The sequence below is a fragment of the Thermodesulfovibrionales bacterium genome (assembly GCA_035686305.1).
Lineage (GTDB): Bacteria > Nitrospirota > Thermodesulfovibrionia > Thermodesulfovibrionales > UBA9159 > DASRZP01.
Genome location: DASRZP010000018.1, coordinates 1 through 21,959 on the forward strand (window position 1 = coordinate 1; position 21,959 = coordinate 21,959).

Annotated in this window: 25 protein-coding genes; 13 read left to right on the plus strand and 12 right to left on the minus strand. The window is 52.5% G+C overall.

The features are described 5' to 3' along the window. Nucleotides 1-261: 261 nt before the first annotated feature. Genes VFG09_01765 through VFG09_01775 form a run of 3 tightly spaced genes read right to left on the minus strand, consistent with a single transcriptional unit; the run spans nucleotide 262 to nucleotide 1,852 of the window. Entirely contained in the window at nucleotides 262-1,242 is a 981-nt protein-coding gene (locus VFG09_01765) for a 1-acyl-sn-glycerol-3-phosphate acyltransferase (GenBank protein HET6513859.1), read from the minus strand. A gap of 8 nt (nucleotides 1,243-1,250) precedes the next feature. Then, nucleotides 1,251-1,595, minus strand: a complete 345-nt coding sequence (locus tag VFG09_01770) for a hypothetical protein (GenBank protein ID HET6513860.1) — start codon at nucleotides 1,593-1,595, stop codon at nucleotides 1,251-1,253. Continuing rightward, nucleotides 1,556-1,852 (minus strand): AMP-binding protein, encoded by a 297-nt coding sequence (locus VFG09_01775; protein ID HET6513861.1) that lies wholly within the window; start codon nucleotides 1,850-1,852, stop codon nucleotides 1,556-1,558. The genes VFG09_01770 and VFG09_01775 overlap by 40 nt, the downstream gene beginning before the upstream one ends. Nucleotides 1,853-2,309: 457 nt before the next feature. On the opposite strand from VFG09_01775, the gene VFG09_01780 reads away from it, so the two are divergent. Both VFG09_01780 and VFG09_01785 read left to right on the plus strand, forming a co-directional pair. Next, nucleotides 2,310-3,449 (plus strand): efflux RND transporter periplasmic adaptor subunit, encoded by a 1,140-nt coding sequence (locus VFG09_01780; protein HET6513862.1) that lies wholly within the window; start codon nucleotides 2,310-2,312, stop codon nucleotides 3,447-3,449. Further along, nucleotides 3,446-7,858, plus strand: a complete 4,413-nt coding sequence (locus VFG09_01785; GenBank protein HET6513863.1) for an efflux RND transporter permease subunit — start codon at nucleotides 3,446-3,448, stop codon at nucleotides 7,856-7,858. The genes VFG09_01780 and VFG09_01785 overlap by 4 nt, the downstream gene beginning before the upstream one ends. A 417-nt stretch (nucleotides 7,859-8,275) precedes the next feature. On the opposite strand, the gene VFG09_01790 is transcribed toward VFG09_01785, so the two are convergent. From VFG09_01790 to VFG09_01810, 5 genes are all read right to left on the minus strand, one after another. Then, nucleotides 8,276-8,671: a putative toxin-antitoxin system toxin component, PIN family gene (locus tag VFG09_01790; protein ID HET6513864.1), complete on the minus strand. Its 396-nt coding sequence runs from the start codon at nucleotides 8,669-8,671 to the stop codon at nucleotides 8,276-8,278. Beyond that, nucleotides 8,668-8,904 carry a hypothetical protein gene (locus VFG09_01795; GenBank protein ID HET6513865.1) on the minus strand — a complete coding sequence of 79 codons (237 nt, stop codon included), beginning with the start codon at nucleotides 8,902-8,904 and terminating at the stop codon, nucleotides 8,668-8,670. The genes VFG09_01790 and VFG09_01795 overlap by 4 nt, the downstream gene beginning before the upstream one ends. 162 nt (nucleotides 8,905-9,066) lie before the next feature. Beyond that, nucleotides 9,067-9,333 (minus strand): PDZ domain-containing protein, encoded by a 267-nt coding sequence (locus tag VFG09_01800; GenBank protein ID HET6513866.1) that lies wholly within the window; start codon nucleotides 9,331-9,333, stop codon nucleotides 9,067-9,069. After that, nucleotides 9,330-9,572, minus strand: a complete 243-nt coding sequence (locus VFG09_01805) for a DUF2007 domain-containing protein (GenBank protein HET6513867.1) — start codon at nucleotides 9,570-9,572, stop codon at nucleotides 9,330-9,332. The genes VFG09_01800 and VFG09_01805 overlap by 4 nt, the downstream gene beginning before the upstream one ends. Beyond that, nucleotides 9,572-9,925 (minus strand): hypothetical protein, encoded by a 354-nt coding sequence (locus VFG09_01810; protein HET6513868.1) that lies wholly within the window; start codon nucleotides 9,923-9,925, stop codon nucleotides 9,572-9,574. Before VFG09_01810 ends, VFG09_01805 begins: the two co-directional genes overlap by 1 nt. Before the next feature lie 331 nt (nucleotides 9,926-10,256). Here VFG09_01810 and VFG09_01815 point away from each other — a divergent pair, with 331 nt between their 5' ends. From VFG09_01815 to VFG09_01840, 6 genes are all read left to right on the plus strand, one after another. Then, nucleotides 10,257-10,841, plus strand: a complete 585-nt coding sequence (locus VFG09_01815; GenBank protein HET6513869.1) for a D-sedoheptulose 7-phosphate isomerase — start codon at nucleotides 10,257-10,259, stop codon at nucleotides 10,839-10,841. Beyond that, nucleotides 10,819-11,355: a crossover junction endodeoxyribonuclease RuvC gene (gene ruvC, locus VFG09_01820; protein ID HET6513870.1), complete on the plus strand. Its 537-nt coding sequence runs from the start codon at nucleotides 10,819-10,821 to the stop codon at nucleotides 11,353-11,355. Before VFG09_01815 ends, ruvC begins: the two co-directional genes overlap by 23 nt. A gap of 82 nt (nucleotides 11,356-11,437) precedes the next feature. Further along, nucleotides 11,438-12,037 carry a Holliday junction branch migration protein RuvA gene (gene ruvA / locus VFG09_01825; protein HET6513871.1) on the plus strand — a complete coding sequence of 200 codons (600 nt, stop codon included), beginning with the start codon at nucleotides 11,438-11,440 and terminating at the stop codon, nucleotides 12,035-12,037. Continuing rightward, nucleotides 12,034-13,062 carry a Holliday junction branch migration DNA helicase RuvB gene (ruvB, locus tag VFG09_01830; protein HET6513872.1) on the plus strand — a complete coding sequence of 343 codons (1,029 nt, stop codon included), beginning with the start codon at nucleotides 12,034-12,036 and terminating at the stop codon, nucleotides 13,060-13,062. The genes ruvA and ruvB overlap by 4 nt, the downstream gene beginning before the upstream one ends. A gap of 346 nt (nucleotides 13,063-13,408) precedes the next feature. Further along, nucleotides 13,409-13,594: a hypothetical protein gene (locus tag VFG09_01835; protein ID HET6513873.1), complete on the plus strand. Its 186-nt coding sequence runs from the start codon at nucleotides 13,409-13,411 to the stop codon at nucleotides 13,592-13,594. 45 nt (nucleotides 13,595-13,639) lie between these two features. Continuing rightward, a complete protein-coding gene (locus VFG09_01840) occupies nucleotides 13,640-14,296 on the plus strand; it encodes a class I SAM-dependent methyltransferase (protein HET6513874.1) in 657 nt (218 codons plus the stop codon). 33 nt (nucleotides 14,297-14,329) lie between these two features. Here VFG09_01840 and VFG09_01845 read toward each other — a convergent pair whose 3' ends face one another. Beyond that, nucleotides 14,330-15,796: a DUF438 domain-containing protein gene (locus tag VFG09_01845; protein ID HET6513875.1), complete on the minus strand. Its 1,467-nt coding sequence runs from the start codon at nucleotides 15,794-15,796 to the stop codon at nucleotides 14,330-14,332. A 300-nt stretch (nucleotides 15,797-16,096) separates the two neighbouring features. On the opposite strand from VFG09_01845, the gene VFG09_01850 reads away from it, so the two are divergent. After that, nucleotides 16,097-16,720: an HD domain-containing protein gene (locus VFG09_01850; protein ID HET6513876.1), complete on the plus strand. Its 624-nt coding sequence runs from the start codon at nucleotides 16,097-16,099 to the stop codon at nucleotides 16,718-16,720. 94 nt (nucleotides 16,721-16,814) lie between these two features. Here the strand turns inward: VFG09_01850 and VFG09_01855 are convergent, their stop codons facing one another. The 3 genes from VFG09_01855 to mqnC are packed head-to-tail and all read right to left on the minus strand — an operon-like array spanning nucleotide 16,815 to nucleotide 20,093. Further along, on the minus strand, nucleotides 16,815-18,056 hold the full coding sequence (locus VFG09_01855; protein ID HET6513877.1) for an NADP-dependent isocitrate dehydrogenase: 1,242 nt from the start codon (nucleotides 18,054-18,056) through the stop codon (nucleotides 16,815-16,817). A 16-nt stretch (nucleotides 18,057-18,072) separates the two neighbouring features. Beyond that, nucleotides 18,073-19,014 carry an FAD-dependent oxidoreductase gene (locus VFG09_01860; protein HET6513878.1) on the minus strand — a complete coding sequence of 314 codons (942 nt, stop codon included), beginning with the start codon at nucleotides 19,012-19,014 and terminating at the stop codon, nucleotides 18,073-18,075. A gap of 41 nt (nucleotides 19,015-19,055) precedes the next feature. Next, on the minus strand, nucleotides 19,056-20,093 hold the full coding sequence (gene mqnC / locus VFG09_01865) for a cyclic dehypoxanthinyl futalosine synthase (protein HET6513879.1): 1,038 nt from the start codon (nucleotides 20,091-20,093) through the stop codon (nucleotides 19,056-19,058). Nucleotides 20,094-20,167: 74 nt separating this feature from the next. On the opposite strand from mqnC, the gene VFG09_01870 reads away from it, so the two are divergent. The 4 genes from VFG09_01870 (at nucleotide 20,168) to VFG09_01885 (ending at nucleotide 21,880) form a co-directional block, all read left to right on the plus strand. Then, on the plus strand, nucleotides 20,168-20,308 hold the full coding sequence (locus VFG09_01870; protein ID HET6513880.1) for a hypothetical protein: 141 nt from the start codon (nucleotides 20,168-20,170) through the stop codon (nucleotides 20,306-20,308). 126 nt (nucleotides 20,309-20,434) lie between these two features. After that, complete coding sequence (locus VFG09_01875) at nucleotides 20,435-20,926, plus strand: roadblock/LC7 domain-containing protein (protein ID HET6513881.1); 492 nt, start codon at nucleotides 20,435-20,437, stop codon at nucleotides 20,924-20,926. An 11-nt stretch (nucleotides 20,927-20,937) separates the two neighbouring features. Then, nucleotides 20,938-21,525, plus strand: a complete 588-nt coding sequence (locus VFG09_01880; protein ID HET6513882.1) for a GTPase domain-containing protein — start codon at nucleotides 20,938-20,940, stop codon at nucleotides 21,523-21,525. Nucleotides 21,526-21,562: 37 nt separating this feature from the next. After that, the gene (locus VFG09_01885) at nucleotides 21,563-21,880 is read left to right on the plus strand and encodes a carboxymuconolactone decarboxylase family protein (protein HET6513883.1); all 318 of its coding nucleotides are present in this window, start codon (nucleotides 21,563-21,565) and stop codon (nucleotides 21,878-21,880) included. The last annotated feature ends 79 nt before the right edge of the window (nucleotides 21,881-21,959 follow it).

The window sequence follows — 21,959 nt, forward strand, 5'->3', positions numbered from 1 at the left end:
GCAACTATACCCCCGAAAAAATATCCCTATATCCTGTAAGAAGACCGGAAGATTCTTATCGAAGCGCCATAATCGGCGCAGCGGCTTAGTTCTTCACGCGTCATTCATCAACTCGCGCAGATGAATGACGCTTACTCGTACAAGTTTGGCAATTTTCATGTTTGGATTACCCGATCATCTAATGTGTCCAGGGGAAACCTTGCTCTTGTGACAAAAGGTCACAGTGCGGTTTTCAGGAAGAAAGGTTGCATCTGAACCCGGCTATGCTCTTACGCTTTCGGTGTCTCTTTCTATGAACCTCATGCAGAGAAAACACAAGAGAGCCGCAATGAGGATGGCAAGAGGAGTTACCAGAAGGGCCCTTCTCAATCCCCAAAGATCGGAGAGCCATCCCAGAAGAGTCGGCGAAACAGCGTCGCCCTGTTTGATCGCGAGTATGCCTACGCCCTTTTTGAACGACATCATTTTCCCGTCAAACGAACGCCCACCCTCCGGGAATATGCAAAGGATTCGTCTGTTTCTCAAGACATAGGAAGAGAGTCTCAGGGCGTTGCCAAGGAAAGTTCCCGGATCGATTGGGATTGCGTGTGCAAGCCGCCCTAAAAGGGAAAGGCCCCATCCGGTGAAGTATGTCTGGAAGCCCTGGAAGAAGAATATCTTGAAGATCCCCCGGGGAATAGATGAGACAATAGCAAATCCGTCAAGGTTGCTTACATGGTTGGGAGCGATAATAAACGGGGGCTCAGGGAGGTTCTCGACCCCATTGACGCGGAGACCGAAGAAAATCTTGAAGATAACTCTTGCGATTGAAAGAAGTACCGCAACTACCGCCCGTTCAAGAGCTCCCTGCTTAAAACCGATCCGTCTCTTGTCCTTTTCGGTAATCTCTCCTGAGAAGAGGTCCTCTGCCGGAGGTTTTTCGCCCTCCTCAATCCCTTTCGCCCTTAAATCTTTGATCTTCCGGACAAGTTCGTCCACACTCTGAACGTCGATTGCGAATGCCTCGGGCAGCTTCATGGAAAAAGCCTTCTCCATCGACACGACGAGTTCTATCTTTTGCAGGGAGTCAAGGCCGAGGTCGAGTTCGAGATTATCGGACCCGCGAACGGGAACCGGCTCCTTCAGTAGTGGCATAACGCACGTCACGATTATCTTGCCGACATCGTCGCTCATTAAAATCTTATCTTCCTCTCTCTTTTCCGACGCCTGCCCTTCCTTTCGTTTCAAGAGATCTTTGATCATGTGCCGCTTCAATTTTCCGAGAGAGTTCTCGGCAGCGGATCATGGCTGATGGTAAAGCCCTTCAGTCTCATATAGGGAGGAAGCTTCGCCGAAACCTTATTTATGTCCCATCTTAGGGAATCATCTATATTGCCTATCCGTTCTTTTCGCGCATAATCGAAGTTCGGGACAATGAAGGCATGCAGAGATTCCACCGATCCTCTCTCTTCAACGCCGGTAACACATATCTCTTTGATGAGAGGGACCTTAAGATATTCCTTCTCCGTGTCCTCGGGGTAGACCTTCTTTCCCGAGCTTAAGACGATCACCTCCTTCACCCGCCCTGTAATAAAGAGATAGTTGTCTTTGTCCACGTATCCTCGATCGGATTGAAGGTCACGACCGGCGATGTCTCGGTAAGACCGTAACCCTCGAGGATCGTAAATCCGAGGGCCTCCAAATCCTCCATCACCAGGGGATCGAGGCGCGCTCCGCCGCTTGCAAAAAACCTGAATCTCCCGCCGAACGCCCTGTGGGCTGACCCGAAAATCAGCTTTCCCACGTTTATGCCTATCGTCTTCCTCAGTCCGCCGCTTACTCTGAGAAGACCCAGAAGGAATTTGGACAGCACCGCGGGTACCTCTTGAAACTTTCTCAAGAAACCGTTTCTTATCAGCCCCCGCGAAACGGTCTTTTCTCAACACAGAACAGCGCATAGCTCTTTCGAGGACTTCACCGACAACCCTCGTGGTTCAATTTCTCGCAAACTTCTCTGAGATGGCTTGTTCACCTAAAGGACAGTGAACAAATACTGATATGGCACCTAATTACTAAGGGTCTCAGAATAGTCTGCACATTCTTGGCCGTCATTCCCGCGAAGGCGAGAATCCACTTTGAACAGAATGGATGCCCGACTAAGGCTCTCGGGCATGACCAATAATAGGGAGCACATCTGTAAATATTATTTTGAGACTGTTAATAACTTAACAGGCTAAGAATTGACATACTTTAAAGTTGCCGTTACTATTTGAACAGGAACTGGGCTGCTTGCAGAAACACCGCCGGAATCGATCAAGAAGGAGGAGAACATGACGAAAAGATTAAGAGCAACCTTCATCATCGCTTGCCACTCAATTTTAGCAATTTCACTGATGGCGTGTTCGGCTGATACTCACAAGCAAGCGAACAGTTATCCTGTTCCGGTTATAGTGGGCAAAGTCCAAAAAGTGCAGGAGCGCGAAACGGTATTCGTAAGCGGGACGGTCTCCACCCCAGACTCACCGGCAGAAGTATCATTTCTCGTTTCAGGCAAAGTTATCTTCGTCGGGCCGCGAGAAGGTGACTATGTCAAAAGGGGGCAGAGACTTGCATCTATCGATCCGATAGATTACCAGCTGGCGCTAACAACAGCCACGAAGCAAGCCGACATGGCCCGAATAGCGTTCGAACGCGCCGAAGATGAGCATCGACGGATGAAAATGCTGTTCGACTCAAAGAGCCTGGCTCCGAACGATTATGAAAAATACAAGGCCACATATGAATCAGACAGACAACAGTACGAGCAGGCCATAGCTCAAGAAAAAATATCCCGGAAACGTCTTACCGATGCAGAGCTCCACTCGCCGGTAAATGGATTTATTTCAAAGCGGTCCATCGAACCTGGGGAAACGGCAAGCCCAGGCCGGCCGGTCTTTGAAATCGTCGAACTGGACACAGTGGAGGCGAACGTCGGCGTACCGGAAACGGATATACACCTTGTGAAAATAGGGCAAAAGGTGTTTATCACGATTCCTGCTTTTCCGAAACAAGCTTTCGAGGGCACCGTTCGCATCATCAATGTCTCAGCCGATCCGGGCACGAGGACCTATATGACCCGCATCAGGGTGCCCAACCCTGGGCACGTGATAAGAATCGGGATGGTGGCGGAGGCGAAGATTGTAGGCGACCAGAAGATATCGATGATGACCCTACCGGGTGAAGCAATCGTCCGCGACGATCAGGGAGCGACGATGGTATTCATTTACTTTCCCAAGCAGCAGCGCGTCTATAGTAAGAGGGTGAAGATAGGCAGATTTCGCGGCACCGAAGTGGAGATTAAAGAAGGTCTCTCAGGAGACGAATCGATCGTTATTGCGGGTCAGGATCATCTCCTTGACGGGATGTCTGTTACGATAGCACCCCCCTCCTCAGAAAAGGCTTCTGACAAGCAAAGGGAATCGGCACAATGAACCCCATCAAGAGTTCACTTCGGTATCCATCCGTTGTCCTTGTTCTTGCGGCCATGGCCGTCACTGCCGGGATTTACGCAATGATGAATATGCAGAGGACTGAAGATCCCACGGTCACCATCCGCACAGGCATTGTGATTGCTCAGTATCCTGGTGCTACCTCGGAGCAGGTCGAGAAGCAGGTTACAAAAACGCTTGAAAGACATATTTTCAAGTTTCCTGAAGTCAGGAAGGAGCTGACCTACTCCACGAGCCGGCCGGGTCTTGTCATTATCAATGTGGAACTGGAGGACTATGTCAAGAATTCGGATCTTTTCTGGGCAAAGCTCCGCCATGAAATGATTGAAACCGCAAAGACAGAACTGCCCTCCGGTGTCCGCGGGCCGATCGTGAACTCTGATTTCGGCGACACCGTCGCGCTGCTCGTCGCCATCCACGGGGAGCGGTACGGGTACAGGGAACTGCGCGATTATGTTGACACGATACAGGACCGGTTCCGGACCGTGCGTATCGTGGGCAAGATGATGCGTTACGGCGAGCAGACCGAGGAGGTGTGGGTCACAGGAAGCCTCGCCCGCCTTGCCCAGTACTTTGTGAATCCGGAGCGCATCATCCAGGCACTGGAGCAGAGGAACATGATCACGGATACGGGAAAGGCCGAGACCAGCCGTTCAAAGATCCCGATGAAGACAACGGGACCGTTCACCACGGAAGACCAGATCGCAAATGTTCTGGTCGATGTCTCAAAGACGGGCGAGCCTGTCTATATCAAGGACTTCGCAAGGGTCGAGCGGCGCTACCAAGACCCGGTCTTCCTTGCCCGCTACGATGGAAAGCCGAGTGTGTTGCTGTCGGTCGAAATGCAGAAGGGCAAAAATGTCACCGAGTTGGGTGATCGCCTTGACGAAGTCATGACCCAGCTTCGTTCTCTGCTGCCTCCCGATTTGAAAGTCGATCTTATCGCGGATCAGCCGCATATGGTGAGGGAGCGCATTACCCACCTCGGCCGTGAATTCATGCTTGCCATTGGCTCGGTCATCCTCGTCACCATCATCCTTCTGCCGTTTCATGTCGCCCTTATTGCGGCAGTGGCCATCCCGGTCACACTCACTACAACGATAGGGATCATGAACGCCGTCGGTATTCCCTTACACCAGGTATCGATTGCATCGCTGATCGTCGTCCTCGGTATCGTGGTCGACGACGCCATCGTAATCGCAGACAACTACGTCGAGCTCCTCGATCATAAGATGACAATCGCGGATGCAGCGTGGCGCTCTGCGACGGAAGTTTTCGTCCCCGTTCTCACTGCGACGGTGACCATCATCTGTTCGTTTTTGCCCCTGCTCATCCTCACCGGCACAGCCGGTGAGTTCATCATTGCCCTCCCGCTCACCGTGACCATCGCTCTTAGCGTCTCCTTTATCGTAGCCTGCATGCTCACGCCTTTCCTCTGCAGGTCTTTTATAAAAAAGGGACTCCATGACGACGGAGGCCCGGCCAAGAAGAAATCTTTCAATCTCCTTGACAGTCTCCAGAACGTCTACGGAAAGGCGATCGTCTTATTTATGAGAAGAAAAGAGCTGGCCATGGCCGTCGGACTCGGAGCCATCTGTGCCGGCGCTTTGCTTTTCAAAATGGTGCCGCAGCAATTCTTCCCTTCTGCCGAACGCAACCAGTTTGTGATTGATCTCTGGATGCGTCAGGGTACGCGCATCGAGGCAACGGATGCCGCCATGGGCCGGATCGAAAAGTATCTGGCCACTCGTCCTGAAGTGGTCCATTACGCGACCTCTGTCGGACAGAGCTTCCCGAGGTTCTACTACAATGTCAACCCCCAACAGCCCGATGGCGCATACGGCCAGTTCATTGTCAATACCAAATCGGCAAAAGGGACGCCTGGCTTGGTGGCAGACCTGCGAGTGAAGTTAGCCGCTGTCGTTCCCGAAGCCATGGTTATCGTGAAGGAATTGAAGCAGGGGTCGGTAGAGGAGGCCCCCATAGAGATCCGGATTTCAGGCGACGACATTGCCACGCTGAAACAGATTGGAACGGAGGTTGAGAAAATCGTGCGGGCAGTGCCTTTTTCCAGGTATGTCCATCGTGACTACTTTAACGACTCCCCCATGGTTGATGTGGATCTGGAAAAGGAACTGGCCAATCGTCTCGGCCTGACCCATGCCGGGGTCTCTCAGGTCCTGTCAGGCGGGTTTGACGGCAAGCCGGTCTCGACCTTCTGGGAGGGAGACCGAGGGGTGACCATCCTCCTTCGCCTCAACAAGGACGAGCGCTCTTCCTTTGACGATGTCCGTGATTCGTACATGGAATCCCAGCTCACCCGTGCGAGGGTGCCATTGCGGGCGATTGCCAATGTTAAGCCTGAATGGCAGACCAGCCGCATCGTGCGCCGGAACGGCGTCAGGACATTGACGCTGCGCAGTTTCGTCAAAAAGGGGTTTTACGGCTCTGCTCTGTTTGACGCCGTTGCCCCGAAGATCGCTGCGCTCAAGCTGCCTCCAGGGTACCGCATCTACTATGGAGGAGAAAAATTCAATACGGATGACAACATGCCTCAGCTGCTCGCCGCCCTGGGGATCAGCCTGGTCGCTATTTTCCTCGTGCTTCTCATCCAATTCCGGAATGTGTCGGAGCCACTCGTCGTCATGTCATCGATACCGTTATCGCTTCTTGGTGCGGCGGTCGGATTGCTTGTGACTCGTAACCCCTTTGGTTTCATGGCATTTATAGGCCTCATGAGCGTGTGCGGTATCGTGGTGCGAAACGCAATCATCCTCGTCGATTATATTAAGGAGAAGATGGCCGAGGGGCACTCCCTCGAGCAAGCAGCGACAGAGGCCGGGCAACGTCGTCTGCGGCCCATCTTTCTCACGACGATGGCCGCAGCGGTGGGGGTGACTCCAATGATTCTTTCCCGTTCTGCGCTTTGGAGTCCCCTTGCCTCCGTAATGGCCGTGGGACTTATTTTCTCCATGTTCTTCACGCTTCTCGTCGTACCGGTGCTCTACGTGGTCGTCAGATCGCGTATCAAGAAGGCTCCCGCGGCCGCCGTCGTGGTAATCTTCGCATATGCACTTTTCGGATTGGGCGGAGGGGCGTCGGCAGAAGACTCCAGGCAGCCTCTTACACTCCCCGAAGCAGTCGAAATAGCCCTGAAGCAGAATAAAGTTATAAAGATCGGCCGGGCGAAGGTGGAAGAGGGCGACCAGAAGATCTTCACCGCTCGTTCCCAGTATTTCCCCCAACTTTCCAACAGCTCGAAACTGGTCACCCTGTCGAACAGTGACCTGGTAAAGATACCGGCCGGCAGTCTGGGAAATGTAACCGGCACCGGCCCGTTCCCAAGCCAGGATGTTTCAATTAATCAAGGTTCCAACACTTTTTTCCTCAGCGAGACCACCCTCGGTCAGCCGACCACGCAGCTTTTAAAAATCCATGAAGCCAATGAGATTGCCCGGGCAGAACGCGGCATTTCGCATGCTGAACTGAAGAAATCCGAAGATGAGATTGTTCTTGCCGTACACCAGTTGTATTACGGATTGCTGGTAGCGTACAAGCAAAGAGAGACCGCCGAGGCCATGCTTATTGCAGCCGAGGAGAACCTCAAGGAGAATGAGGATGCTGTCAGGGCCGGCAATCTTCTCGATGTGGCGGTAACGGCAGGCAGGGCGAACCTGCTCCAGTCCAGACAAGAGCTTCTCACTGCGGAGAACAGGATTGCCGACCTGTCCTCGGAACTGAATGATCTGCTGGGCCTTCCAAGCGCCTCTCCCCTGGCAGTGGCCGAGGCCGGCCTCCCGGAGCTGTCGGTGCCGCCCAGGGAATGGTCTTACGAGGAGGCACTGTCCAGAAACCCGGAACTGCGTGGCGCACGCGAAACCGTAGAAAAGTCGCGCCACGCGGTGAACGCCGCCCATTACGAATACATCCCCGACATAACGCTGTTCGCCCGCCACCTCTACCAGGATGGTGCGTCGTTTCTGAAACATAATGTCGGGCTTTTTGGCGCAGAAATGACCTGGAACATTTTCGACTGGGGCAAACGAAAAGGTGAAATCGGCCAGAGGAGCGCTCAACTCTTACAGGCAGAAGAAAACCTCGCAAGAATAGACAACCGCATCAAGGTGGAACTCGACAAGGGATATCGAAAGCTTGAACGGACCAAAACGATGCTGGACGTTACCCATGAGACCCTTCTCTTGTGGAAGGAGAATGAACGCCTCAGCGGAGACCGGCTCAAGGCGGGGACTGTGACGACAGCCAGGCATGCGGAAACTGTTGCGGCGCTAAAGAAGGCGGAAATGGAGGCGCTTCAGGCCTCCCTTGAACATCGCCTCGCGCAAACCGAGCTTAACAAAACAATTGGGCTGCTTACGCCATCCCCAGATTAGGAGAACAAGAGGACAAGGTTAGATCATAACGAATGGGGCGGAGGATGAGAACCATGAAGATGAAAAACTCATTGCTGTCGTTGCTACTATTTCTTTTTGTAGCCGTAGTCGTAGGAGCTGTCATGCTGGCTATGCGCGGATCCTTGCCGCCAATCGCCTTGCCGGTTTTAGTAATTGCAGGTATAGTGACCTTGCTCTTGATATTCAGCGTCGGACAGTCGCGCGACTAAAAAGTTCCTTTTCACATAGGACTCCTGATGAGAGGGACAGGACTCGTGACCAGGACATAAATTTGAGATTCAGGAGGTAGATTTATGGAAGATATCAACCGAATTCCCACCACGGGGCTGCTCGATCCTGGAAAAATACTCGCCGTTCGGTGTTCCCCAAAAGAAGACCCACTATAGGCCTCGCTCACTAACCTCTTCTCAAGAACCCAGTGAGGGAAATGATCCTCACGTGCCGATACTTCCTCAACATAAGCATGGCCTTGTCGCCGGTTACAATTGCTTCGGCGTTGCCCGCAACCGCACATTCGAGAATACGGTTATCAGAATCACCGTCGAAAACCTTCAGCCATTCAGAAGGACGCACGATCTCCCCAATGCCCACAAGGTTGACGGCCACACGGCTTAATGCCTCTGCGTCTTTGCTGAATTTTTTGGCCAGCACAGTGAGGACTTCATCGATGATCTCTCGAGAGATAATAAGGGTATCTTTGCCGTCAATGACCCTCAGCACCGCAGCGTCCCCCTTGCCGCCGGGTAGGGTCAATGCGGAGATGAAAATATTACTATCAAAGACAACCCTCATTTCCTGAGATATCTTTCGAGGTCCTTCTCTGTCAGTACCCCCTTGTCTTTCGCCTTCTTGGACCAGTATCCCTGCATATCCCGGAATTCACCTTTCAGTCTCTTTTGCCTAGCTACCCTAAGGGCATCCTGGATGACCGCGCTTAGCGTCTTCCCCTCTTCCCTTGCAAGTGTCTCGGCATCGGCAGCGAGATCCGGTGGCAGTGATATTGTTTTCTTGACTGCTGTCGCCATTGGTTTGCTCCTTTCTCTGGTATGAATAAATACTACCAACAGACGGGCTGTGGTGTCAATGAGTATCGCTCACATTGGGCGTGGAGGAAACGTAAAAACTATTTATTGCCTGCGGTACTCCGGACATGTGCAAGAGCACGAAACGGTCCGGATTTCAGTAACCTATTGAACCTCCTCAAGTTTGACCGAAATAGTCATCCTCTTTTCATCGCGAATTATTCCGAGGTCTATCACATCTCCAATTCTGTACTTGTCAAATTCGTTCCTCAAGTCATCATATGATGATACAGGCTTATTGTTTACGCTTATAATGATATCGCCAAGTATTATCTCGCCCCCCCTCTGGCGCGTCCCTCTGAGACCAGCTGCCTCTGCGCTGGTCCCTTTCTGAACATTGATAATAAGAATCCCATCAATGCATTGTGTCAAGCATCAGGGGGGCTCTCGTCGCCGGCGATCTCGCCTCTTATCACCTTTTCCGCAGTGTCCTGCTCTTCCTTCTTTACGAGGATTGTAATCTCGCCCATCTTCCCGATATTGACCGGATAGGGACTCACCTTTGAAGACCTCAGGACGACGGATATACCGCCGCTTTCGAGGAGATCCTTGATCATCTCGGCTTCAAGGGGATCGTAGGTTATAAAGACTTCAGCCCAGTCTTCATCCATCAATCATCATAAAACCTTTCGGAGACCGAGAAGTAAATCTTCCCGGCCCGCTCATAGAGCTCAGGCTCTATCTCCTCTTTTCCAAGAACGTACCGGGGCTGTGTAAGCAAGTATCCTATGGTCTTACCTTTATACAGAACGCTCTGGACGTCTACATTCCTGTAGCCTGCTCCATGCCGCATAAAAGTCATCGCATCGTCGAAGGAGCCCTTCGTCATCATTATGTTGGAAGAGAAAGGAACAACCTCTAAGTCGCTTTCAGGACTCTTCAGAAATACGGCCCTGTACTTGTTATCACTTCCGGAACTATAGACGTAGGTGATATAACTCACCTTTGGTATAGCATCGATCATTCTGACGTCCTCCATCCGGATAGCCTGGGCACACGCTGTCGACAGGATCAAACAAAGAACGAACAAGGATTTCGGGCATTTCATCGTATTCGCCTCCTTTTCAAAGTCTCTGTCTCAGCCATCCACAAGCTAACTATAACGCCTTATGGTAGCGCTGTCAAACGACGCAGGTGTATCGCTGACTTGAACGTCGCAATCAGCTGTCAGGCAGGCATGGAAGATTTTGGCAAGGATATTGACTTTAAAATGATGCATGATTTAGTCTAACAATACTGTTCATTCCACCGTCAAACGAACCATGGATGGGAAGTTCGCTGGAGATACTGTCCGGATGGAAGAGAAGATACTCAAGTCCTTCGAAGAAAGCATAAGCGTAAAAGAAAAATTCATAAAGACACACCTCGGGGTGATCGTGGAAGCCTCAAAGATGATTGCTGAAGCCTTCAACGAAGGAAAGAAACTCCTTCTCTTCGGAAACGGCGGCAGCGCCACAGACGCCTCACATATGGCAGCGGAGTTTGTGAACCGTTTCAAGAAGGAGCGGCCAGGGCTTCCTGCAATGGCCCTGAACACGGATGTTGCCGTCATCACCTCCATAGCAAATGATTACGACTATTCCGAGATCTTTGCCCGCCAGCTCAAGTGTCTTTCTGAGGAAGGAGACGTAGTCATTGCCATAAGCACGAGCGGCAGTTCAGCCAATGTGCTGAAGGCGATGGATGCAGCAAAACGAAAGAAGCTCAGAACGATTGTCTTCACGGGAGCAAAGGGCGAAAAGTTGGCTTCAAAAGGCGAGCTTGCCTTTATCGTTCCATCGGACAACACACCGCGAATACAGGAAACCCATTCCACGCTCGGCCATGTCCTCTGCCAGATGGTGGAGGAAATACTCTTTGAGACCCATAGGAAGAGATAGGGCCAATCGCTTGAAGGGTCTGCGGGTTATCGGCATTGACCCCGGAAGTCGTATCTGCGGCTACGGAATCGTAGAGTGCGAAACCGGATCCAATGGGAAGGACGGGTGCCGCTATGTAGCGTCAGGGAGGATCGAGATGTCGCCGGCTGACGCGCTCCACGCAAGGTTGAACGATATCTATTCGGCCCTTGCCGAGATCATCAGGGAATACCGGCCCGTTGAGGCAGTCATCGAGCGTGTATTCTTCGCGAAAAGCGTAAAGGCAGCTCTGCATCTCGGCCACGCGCGAGGGGTCTCGATGCTTGCGGCGACGTCGCAGGGACTCAGGGTTTACGAATACTCTGCGCTGCAGGTGAAGAAGGCCCTTGTCGGTTACGGAAGGGCGGAAAAGAGCCAGGTCCAGGCGATGGTCAGGGCATTCCTCGATCTGAAGATCGCCCTCTCCCCTGACAGTGCGGACGCACTCGCCCTCTCGATCTGCCACCTGAATACCGTGAAGTTCCCGAAACGGTGATGGGAAATCCGTTATCAGTTATGAGTGAGAGAATACTCCTGAAATATGTTTCACATCGCACGGTGCGCCTCGCGGGGTCACGATGATCGGGTCCCTGAGAGGAAAGCTCATATCGAAGAAGCCCGACAATGTCATTGTCGAGGCCTGCGGGGTCGGCTATCTTGTGAACCTGCCTGTGAACCTTCTCTCCTCCCTTCCTCCTGAAGGCTCTCAAGTATTTCTTTCGGTTTACACCCACGTCCGGGAGGATGCTTTACAGCTCTATGGTTTTCCCTCTGAGGACGAAAAGCGGATATTTACGACTCTCCTGGGGGTGACGGGCATAGGTCCGAAGATGGCGCTCAATATCCTCTCGGGCGTAGCGTTAAAGGACTTTCTCCATGCCCTCGACACTGAGGATGTGGCGATGCTCTGCAGGATCCCCGGTCTCGGCAAGAAGACGGCCCACCGGCTCATCCTCGAACTGAAGGAGAAATTGCCAAAGGTCCAGGAACCGAAGGACAGAATATTCGAAGACACTCTTTCCGCCCTCGTGAACCTCGGGTATAAGAAGTCAGAGGCCCAGGAATGCCTTGAGAGGGCGATGAAGAGGGGGTTCACAACGATAGAGGACCTGCTGAAGGAATCACTGAAATATCTCACGGGAGGAAGCGATTCGCAGCGCGGGGGGACACGAGGTTGAAGAGGATCGACGATTCAGCTTCCGGCGGAGAGATAAGTCCGGTCAAGAGTCAGGAGGACCAGAATTTCGAGGCTGTCATCAGGCCGAGGACCTTCGATGACTTTGTCGGCCAGGACAAGATCAAGGAGAACCTCAAGGTCTTTATCACGGCGGCGATGCAGAGGCATGAACCCCTTGACCATGTGCTCTTCGGTGGCCCGCCTGGACTGGGGAAGACGACGCTCGCCAATATCATCGCGAACGAACTGAACGTGAATATCAAGACGACTTCCGGACCCGTGCTCGAAAGGCCCGGCGACCTCGCAGCCATCCTGACCAATCTTTCGGAGATGGATATTCTCTTCATTGATGAAATACACCGTCTGCCGAGGATCGTGGAAGAGGTCCTCTACCCTGCCATGGAGGATTATCAGCTCGATATCATCATCGGCCAGGGGCCGAATGCCAGGACCCTGAAACTCAGTCTTCCCAAATTCACCCTCATCGGCGCAACGACACGGGCAGGACTCCTCACGTCCCCGCTGCGGGACAGGTTCGGTGTCATAAACAGGCTCGAATTCTATGGTCCCCGTGAGCTCAAGAAGATCGTCTTCCGCACCGCAGCGATCTTCTCCGTCGTGATCACCGACGAAGCAGCCCTTGAGATCGCGAGGAGATCGAGGGGAACGCCGAGGATCGCAAACAGGCTCCTAAGGAGGATAAGGGACTTTGCCCAGGTGAGGGGGAACGGTGTTATCAATATAGAAATAACGCGCCATTCCCTCGATGCCCTTGATATCGATGAGAGGGGCCTTGATGAGATGGACAGAAAATTCCTCTCGACGATCATAGAGAAATTCGGAGGAGGCCCTGTCGGCATCGAGACGATCTCAGCGGCCCTCCGGGAAGAACGGGACACCCTCGAAGATGTGTATGAACCCTATCTGCTTCAGGAGGGCCTGATAGAGAGGACTCCCAGGGGCCGCCTCGCAACAAAACTTGCTTACAAGCACCTTGGCGCAAAAGCCCCGGAAGGTCTGTTCTGATGGTACATGAGATTCGTTCCTGCGAGCGTTGATGCGTGAGGCGGTTCAATCCCGCAACCCGGCCTAACCCCTCTCTCCTTCTTCCGTCTTTCCCATCGTTATAGCAAAGTTTTCAGGTGTGTGTGGCAGGGGGTTGGTCCCTATATCCTTGTCAACCAGACGCCGGTCCCCGAAGCTCATGAACGACCAGGGGTAAAGGCGCTTGATATCCGTTGGTTGAATGATTTAGAATTCATTAAAAGCCTTGACTTATACGAGACAGCTTCTGATTTCAAGGAGGTGTGCCATGCTTCTGAGACTCTACTTTAACGACCCGCCGGGCAGGACATGAAGTCATATCAGTTCTGTGGTTGCAGAACTCAAGAAACGCTATACCTTCGACGTCGAGATCGTAAAGAAGACCGACACCGGCGTCGTAAAGAGAATCTTCGCGCTCAAATTTCCCTCCGTCGAGATCGACGGCGAGAGAATTGCTGAAGCGCGGGACATCACTATTGAAGAGCTTGAACAATACATATGTCAACGTTGTTGATGCTGTAACGGCAGCGAGTTATAACAGCCTGTTCGCCGCAACGCCATGACCCAGATCGCACCGCATTTCCACGAAAAAAACAGCCCCAATCTCGGGAGATACAGGATCACCGCAATGTTCTATGACCTCCTCGACCTCCCCTGGGAGTTGATGTATAAGAAGTGGAGGCCCGTCCTCGTCGAAGATGTGCGGGGGTCAGTGCTTGAGGCAGGAATCGGCACCGGGAGGAACCTGAGGTATTATCATCACAATGTGACCCTGACCGCCCTTGACCTGAGCGCAGCCATGCTGAAGCGGGCAAAGAAGCGGGCGAAGGATGCGGCCTGCAGTGTCAACTTTGTTTGTGATGATGCCTGTCTCATGAAATCCATTCCGTCAGTCCGTTATGACTGGATCATCTCGACCTTCCTCTGCTGTGTCATGCCTGAAGAACTTCAGCCCCTTGCACTTGCGCAGTTTTCCCGGGTTCTGAAACCCGGCGGACATTTCAGGCTTTTGGAAATCATCTATTCGAAGACGCCCGCTCTGCGAAAACGGCAGGAGCTCTTTGCCAATTTTGTGGAAAAGGTCTATGGGGCTCGCTTTGATCGCAACACCCTTCACCTCGTCGAAAGCGCTCCGAGGCTGAAGGTTACCAAGACTCGCTTTCTCAAAGACGACACCTATCTGCTCATCGAGGGAATCAGGACTGCCGATGATTGAGCAGCGCAAAAAGCCCATGACACGCCTCCTCCTCTAATCCCAGTCGAGCAGCCTCTGCTCGCCTTCAAGTTTCCGGATTCCCGTGACATCCTGGCTCACCTCCATCGTCCCTCTGTAAAAGCCCTTTGCGTCACGCACGGCAAAGTATCTGATATGGATGAACCTGCCCTTCATCTGGATCCAGAAATCGGCAACGTCTCTCTTTCCGCTCCTGAACTCATCGAGAATCTTCTGGACTATATGGAAACTCTTTGGGGGATGGCACTTCTGGACCTTCCTCCCGATGACGCCGGGACTCCGCGGAAAGACCCTCTCTCGTGTTTGGGAATAGTAGACAATCTCATCGTTCTCATTCACAAAGGAGATGTCAACGGGCAGATGGGTAAGGAGGAGGTCCACCTGTTCGGGGGTCAGCCGGCCGGTGCTGAGACTCAGTTCCCCGGCCGCAACCGCTTTCTCTGCAGGGGAAACCTCAACAACAGGCATCCATCCCTTTTCCGGCTCGACCCAGGCATATCCGATCTCCTCTTCACCCTTTCTCACCTTAACCCAATCTCCTTCGCTCAGCATCTCCAAAGCCATGGGGAAGAGGATATGCTCTTCCTTGTAGATCATATCGATGATACTTTGCAGCAGGTACTTGATCGTCCCGTAAACCAGTGGCACCTGGAGCTCGGCAACCTGTCCCCTCGCGTACTTCAGCGTCTGGCGTACGTCGTCATGGATGGCCCACATGACCTCGGAGGGCCCGGTGATTTCGTGCAATTCGAGGACCGGGAACAACTGGTTCTCCTTTCTGAGGTAGTGGAGGTTGATATCAGACAATCGGTCTATGAGTTGAAGGAGACTCTTCCTATGCTGTCTGAAGACCTCTTTCTCAGGGGTATCACAGAGTTTCTCGAGGACGCCCTTAATCTCCAGCACTATTCCCTCGGCAACCCTGTTCTCTTTCATGAAGGTATGGAGGGGATGTCCGGCGGGTGCGGTCGGCGCCTCCTGTTTACCGAGAGCCTCCTTGAATACCTCAACGTGAACATCACAGAGGCGCTTAATCTCGGTCTCCGGCATACCCTCCGCCATGAGGTTCTGCTCCATCCTCGCTATCTCCGAGGGATCGATATCCTTGATAAGCTCATGGAACCTTCTCTTCAGGACCTCCATATCAACGCCCTTATGAAGGTCCTTAATGATATCCTTTAAGATCTCTTGCCGTGCCTCGGCGCCTGAAACCGCTCCGACCTCCTCTCCGACTTCTCTCGCAACAGTGACCCGCTCTCCCGTCTTTGCCTTGATTTCAGCGGCGATCTCGGCAAGCAACTCGTTGAGTTCAATTCCCCCTATGGCGGCAACATGGGACAAAGGGGCCACCTTCCCTACCGTCTTTCTCATCACCGTACTCTGCAACATCTTGAACTTCGGCGACCTGTTGACGAAAAAGTCCATCAAGAAGGGATAATCCTTTAAGAGGTCATCGATCTTTGTCTTCCCACTCAGTTCCATCTCTTCCTCCCGGACGTTATTCAGTGCTGATCAGACCCTTTGTGCCTTTCAGAAAGAGTCAGCGGATCTCACTCACTTGAATTGTATCGAAGAACCTGCTGAAAGGCAACAGAGAGAATACCGTGGCCATTTAACCCATCTGATAGAGCGCCTGTCTTTGTTGTACAATAGTCTCATAGACTAACCTTCACGTTGCATAACACTACCTTCTCCGGGAAGGCGGGCACGCACAGGGCTTCGATCTATTCCTGCTTGACCGTTGTTTGCAACATTAAGGTAAATGTTTCCTGGAGGGATAGGATGAAAAGGATTGCGAATTTCTTATTCGAGGCTGGGATGCTTAAGCGCACGCCAAGGACCGGCTTCCAGTTCCTCGGTTCCGGTGCTGAATCGGTCGCGGAGCATATCTTCAGGACGGTCTATATCGGTTACACCCTCGGCCATCTTGCAAAGGACGTTGACACAGACAGACTCATCAAGATCTGCCTCTTCCATGATCTCTCTGAAGCGAGGACGGGCGACCTGAATTATGTGAACAAGAAATATGTGACTGCTGATGAGGAAAGGGCCGTTCATGACCTTGCAGACACATTGCCCTTTGGCGACGAGATCAGAGAACTGATCACGGAGTTTATGGAAGGGGAAAGCCTCGAGGCCCGCCTTGCTTACGATGCAGACCAACTCGAAATCATCCTTGCTCTGAAGGAATACAAAGACCTCGGCAATACCTATGCCGACGAATGGCTCTCTTTCGCCGTCAGGCGTCTTAAAACGGACACGGCAAAGGAGCTCGCAGAGACGATCCTCGAGACAGACTCTTCCCTCTGGTGGTTTTCCGACAAGGGCGACTGGTGGATCAGAGGGGGCAAGGAAGGAAAGAAGAGCGGATCAGCAAAAAAGGCAAAAAAAAAGACCAACAAATAAATCACAGAGTCACAAGGGAACAAAGAACAAAGACTCCGCCTCGTCACCCACCTGTTCAGTCCACAAATGTCGAGACCATGGGAAAACGATTTGGTTAGGCTGCCCGAAGGGTCTTCGTCAACCTATCGGCAACAGCGTCAATAAACTCTTCAGTGAGCGCGTATTTGTCCACTTTCGGTTCGGCAATGAGCATGAGATCCTTTGTCATGATCCCGCTCTCGACGGTCTCGATAACGGCCTTCTCGATGGTACCGGCAAAACGGACAACCTCGGGGGTATTGTCGAGTTCACCCCTCTTCACAAGCGCGCCGGTCCACGCAAAGATCGTCGCGATGGAGTTCGTCGAGGTAGGATTCCCCTTCAGGTGCTCATAGTAATGTCTCTGCACGGTGCCATGGGCCGCCTCAAACTCATACTTTCCGTCGGGAGAGACGAGTACCGAAGTCATGAGTCCGAGGCTCCCAAAGCCCGTCGCTACCATATCGGACATCACGTCGCCGTCATAATTCATACACGCCCACATCATCCCGCCCTCAGATTTTATGATCTGCGCGACGGCGTCGTCGATTAGGAAATAACGGTACCGGATACCCTTCTTCTCGAACTCCAGCCTGACCTTCTCGACCTCTTCTCCGAAGACATCGCGGAAAAACCCGTGGTACTGTTTCGAGATCGTGTCCTTTGTCCCGAACCAGAGATCGATCTTCTCGCTGAGGGCATAATTGATGCAAGCCTTCGCAAAGCTCCTGATGGAAGACTCCGTGTTGTGCATGCCCATGACGACGCCGCGGCCCTTGAAAGCGCAGACCTTTACGGATTTCTTCCCATCCCCCTTTTCAGGAGTAAAAACGAGTTCAGCGGTGCCAGGCACGTCGACGACGAACTCGGCACTCTTGTAAATATCACCATAGGCGTGACGCCCGATGATTATCGGTTTCTTCCACCTGCTCACCGCGGGAGGAATATTCTTTATGATGATCGGCTTCCTGAATACCGTGCCGTCCATGATCGAACGTATCGTGGCATTGGGGCTCTTCCATTGCTCTTTCAGACCATATTCCCTGACCCTGGCTTCGTTCGGCGTAATCGTCGCACACTTCACTCCTATGCCTATCTCCTTCGTCGCCTCGGCCGCCTCCACCGTAACCTTGTCATCGGTATCGTCACGGTGTTTGATACCCAGGTCATAATAACGGAGATCAACGTCGAGGAAGGGCGTGATAAGCTTCGCCTTTATTGAATGCCAGATGATTCTCGTCATCTCGTCGCCGTCCATCTCGACGATGGGATTCTTCACTCTCAGTTTCGTAAACAGAAAACCTCCTTTGCCCGGCAAGGAGCGCTCTGATCCGTCATCCCCAGTCGTATCTATGCCTCCTTTTATGGTGTATATGCTGCTCGGCTGAGAGGGCGGCGACACAGCCGTTCGCCGCAGCCAGGACGACCTGTCTAACTTCCGTGCAGGTGACATCGCCGGCTCCGAAGACCCCGGGGATAGACGTCTCCATCATTCTGTTGGTAACGACGCATTCGATTTCGCTGAGCTCCACGGTGTTGCCGAGAAAATCAATAATAGGCTTGCTCCCATGGAGATAGATAAAGACCCCTGACAGCTCGAGGACCTTCTCATTCCGGTCGCTGTCGAACATCCGTAACTTTTCAACAACTTCATTCCCCTCTATGGCTGTTACACTATGCCCTGTCAGGACCCTGACCTTTTCTGCCTTCAGAACAGGATGATCTTCTGCCACTTTCAGTTTCTTCGAAGGAGCGATGAGGTACACAAGATCGGCAAACCCTGTGAGAAGTCCTGTCTCCTTCACCGCCTCCTCTGAATCGCCAATGACACAGACAGTCTTTCCCCGGTAAAAAGCAGCATCACATATGGCGCAGTAGCTCACACCCCTGCCAAGAAACTCGGCCTCACCCTTTATCGCAGGCTTTCGCCCCATCGATCCCGTGGCGATAATAACCGTCCTGCCCTGATACATGCCGTCCATGGTGTAGACCTCTTTTGTCTCGCCGTCGAGTTTGACTCCCACCACCTGTTTTTCGACATACTCGGCGCCGAACCCGATGGCCTGTTTCCTGAAGATATCGAGGAGCTCCTTGCCGCTGAGAGGTTCCATGAGCCCCGGGTAGTTCTCGATCCTGCTTGAATAGGCGATGGCGCCGGCTGATGCCGACTTATCCAGGATGATGGTCCTGAGGTTCGCCCGTGCTGCGTACTGGGCAGCAGTGAGTCCGGCCGGGCCACCTCCGACAATCACGACATCATATATGGTATCTGCCATGGAAAATCCTCCTCTCCGCAAGAAAGAGATCGACCATGAATCTAGAATCGTCTCATGATGTTGTAGCAGGTGTCCCTTTGAGCAGGTCTGAACCCCGCCGATTGAATGGCGCCGATGATGTCCTTCTTCGAAACCCTGAAGCCCACCCCCGTTGAAGCAACAACATTTTCTTCGATCATGGTCGATCCGAAGTCATTCGCGCCGAATCTCAGGGCAACCTGTGCAAGCTTCAATCCCTGGGTGACCCACGACGCCTGAATGTTCTCCACGTTGTCAAGGTAGAGTCTCGAGAGCGCAAGGACCCTCAGATAGTCGACGGCCGTTGCAGAATGGACTTTTCTTTGCCGGTTCAACTCCGTATTCCCCGGCTGAAAAGACCAGGGGATAAAGGCGGTGAAACCGCCTGTCCTGTCCTGAAGGTCGCGTATGCTGTCAAGGTGCTCAAGAATATCTTCAGGAGTCTCGACACTCCCGAACATCATAGTCGCCGTCGTCCGCATGCCGAGACGGTGGGCCTCCCCCATGACCTTCAGCCAGACCGGCGATTTTATCTTCCGGGGACTCAGGATCTCCCTCACCCTGTCCGACAGGATCTCTGCGCCTCCGCCCGGGATCGAATCGAGGCCTGCCTTCTTCAGGATGACGAGCGTTTCTCTGATTGTGAGGTTATGCCTGTCAGCAAGATAGGATACCTCGGGCGGTGAAAAACCATGGATATTCACTTCATACCGTTCTTTGATGACCCTCAGCAGATCGACATAATAATCGAGTCCGAGGTCAGGATGAAGTCCTCCCTGGAGGAGGATCTGCGTTCCACCGAGAGCAACCGTTTCCTCTATCTTTTTGAAGAGTTCCTCCATGGGCAGAACGTAGGCATCCGGGCTGTCAACGTCGCGGTAGAATGCGCAGAAGGTGCATCTGTTGATACAGACATTGGTGTAGTTGATGTTCCTGTCAACAACAAAGGTCACAATACCCTCGGGATGGAGGCTTCTTCTCATGGCATCAGCAAGCTCCCCGAGTTCAAGAAGGTCGGAATGCTTCAATAATCCTAAAGCTTTCTCTCTCGTTATTCTCATGCTTCAGTGCGGTACCGTAACTGCATGGACACGGAAATCTCCTGCATTATACCAAGCATTTCCCCGAAAATGCCATGGCAAAACGTGACACCTCCGGGCTGTCTTGGCTGATTACGTTCTTCCAGGGAGACGACAGGGGAGAGACGAGACCCGAAAAGTACCATGATTCACCGTTAACTCTTGCCGTTACAAACAACTGTCCAGTCATGGATTGAAGCACGCCTTCCCAAAAACGCAAGAGTTTTATGCAACGAAAGGTTAATTCGCCAAGGAAGATCTTCGGTCATCGAGAGCGACACAGGCTTGATATTAAACTCATAATGTGCTATTTTTGATGTGTCATGGAATCCAATCTCATCATGTATGAAGATGAGTTCAGACGCATCGATGACGAACTCAAGAGACTATATCATCAGGCCAATGCGAAGGTCCTTTTCCTTATCGACAAGAACGGTCAGCTCATCGCCTCCGCGGGTGATACGCACGATATAGACACGACAGCCCTCGCGTCTCTGACAGCGGGAAATATTGCCGCAACAGGCGGCATGGCTCGTCTCCTGGGGGAGAAGGAATTCAGCGTCCTTTTTCACGAAGGGGATAAAGACAATATCCATATCTCCCTCGTCGGCCATAGGGTCATCCTCGTCGTAATCTTTGACCAGAGATCCTCTCTCGGTCTCGTGAGGCTGAGGGTCAGGAAATCCACGGAAACGCTCGCAAAGATCTTTGACGAAATAACCCAAAAGGCCGACAAGGACAGAAGCGAGGGGAGACTGGACGAGTCCCCCTTCGCCGAAATCAGCGATGAGGACATCGATAATCTTTTCAGGTAGGATACGGCCACGTGTCTTTTATAAATTATTCCTCTCGTGAGATAAACTGCAAGATTGTCTACTATGGTCCCGGACTCTGCGGAAAGACCACAAACCTCCAGTTCGTCTATAAACGGACAAAGCCCGATCAAAAGGGCAAACTCATATCACTCGCCACAGAGACGGAGCGGACCCTCTTTTTTGATTTTCTTCCCCTTGCCCTGGGAGATATCAAGGGATTCAGGGTAAGGTTCCATCTCTACACCGTGCCAGGTCAGGTCTTCTATGCTGCGAGCAGAAAGCTCATCCTCAAGGGTGTGGACGGTGTCGTCTTTGTCGCCGACTCCCAGATCGAGAGGATGGAGGCGAATATCGAAAGCCTCGAAGACCTTAAGATAAATCTTGCCGAACAGGGCTATGAACTCGAAAAACTGCCTTACACGATCCAGTACAACAAGCGGGACCTGCCCTATGTGGCGCCGGCCAAGGAGATGGATTCCCTTCTGAACCCGACCCGAGTGCCGTCCTTCGAAGGAGTTGCAGTAACAGGTGTCGGGGTCTTCGAGACGCTGAAGAGCGTCGCGAAACAGGTCCTCTTTGAATTAAAGAAGCACTATTGACAGGTTAGCGCACTTTTCTTACTGAAGGAGGTGTCCTATGGCAAAGTATCCCAGGAATTACCTGATGATCCAGAAAAGGTTCTCAGCCCTCATGAAGGCCCATGAGGAGGCCGGCAGACTGGCCAAAGAGTCAGGACCCATCGATGCCAAGACAGCCAACCTCATCCAGCTCGCTGCCAGCGTTGCACAGAGGTCCGAAGGTGGTGTCCATTCCCACGCACGGAGGGCCTTGAAAGAAGGGGCAACGAAGGAAGAGATTTACCAGACCATCGCCCTCCTCATAAGCACGATCGGGTTTCCGACTGCTGCTGCAGCATTCTCCTGGGTAAGGGACATCGTCGAAAAGAAGAAGTAAAATCCTCCTGCCAGGGTAAGAGCCTTACGGAGCGTCCCTCTCCTCGGGAGAGGAACATCTGTTCATTATTCCCTTGTGG

Coding starts and splice junctions, on each gene's coding strand:
- VFG09_01860 (HET6513878.1), bottom strand. CDS start 19,014: ATGGCAGATACCATATATGATGTCGTGATTGTCGGAGGTGGCCCGGCC.
- VFG09_01845 (HET6513875.1), bottom strand. CDS start 15,796: ATGGAACTGAGTGGGAAGACAAAGATCGATGACCTCTTAAAGGATTAT.
- VFG09_01815 (HET6513869.1), top strand. CDS start 10,257: ATGGAAGAGAAGATACTCAAGTCCTTCGAAGAAAGCATAAGCGTAAAA.
- VFG09_01840 (HET6513874.1), top strand. CDS start 13,640: ATGACCCAGATCGCACCGCATTTCCACGAAAAAAACAGCCCCAATCTC.
- VFG09_01850 (HET6513876.1), top strand. CDS start 16,097: ATGAAAAGGATTGCGAATTTCTTATTCGAGGCTGGGATGCTTAAGCGC.
- ruvA (HET6513871.1), top strand. CDS start 11,438: ATGATCGGGTCCCTGAGAGGAAAGCTCATATCGAAGAAGCCCGACAAT.
- VFG09_01790 (HET6513864.1), bottom strand. CDS start 8,671: ATGAGGGTTGTCTTTGATAGTAATATTTTCATCTCCGCATTGACCCTA.
- mqnC (HET6513879.1), bottom strand. CDS start 20,093: ATGAGAATAACGAGAGAGAAAGCTTTAGGATTATTGAAGCATTCCGAC.
- VFG09_01810 (HET6513868.1), bottom strand. CDS start 9,925: ATGATCGATGCTATACCAAAGGTGAGTTATATCACCTACGTCTATAGT.
- VFG09_01765 (HET6513859.1), bottom strand. CDS start 1,242: ATGATCAAAGATCTCTTGAAACGAAAGGAAGGGCAGGCGTCGGAAAAG.
- VFG09_01795 (HET6513865.1), bottom strand. CDS start 8,904: ATGGCGACAGCAGTCAAGAAAACAATATCACTGCCACCGGATCTCGCT.
- VFG09_01870 (HET6513880.1), top strand. CDS start 20,168: ATGGCAAAACGTGACACCTCCGGGCTGTCTTGGCTGATTACGTTCTTC.
- VFG09_01785 (HET6513863.1), top strand. CDS start 3,446: ATGAACCCCATCAAGAGTTCACTTCGGTATCCATCCGTTGTCCTTGTT.
- VFG09_01780 (HET6513862.1), top strand. CDS start 2,310: ATGACGAAAAGATTAAGAGCAACCTTCATCATCGCTTGCCACTCAATT.
- VFG09_01875 (HET6513881.1), top strand. CDS start 20,435: ATGGAATCCAATCTCATCATGTATGAAGATGAGTTCAGACGCATCGAT.
- VFG09_01885 (HET6513883.1), top strand. CDS start 21,563: ATGGCAAAGTATCCCAGGAATTACCTGATGATCCAGAAAAGGTTCTCA.
- VFG09_01805 (HET6513867.1), bottom strand. CDS start 9,572: ATGGATGAAGACTGGGCTGAAGTCTTTATAACCTACGATCCCCTTGAA.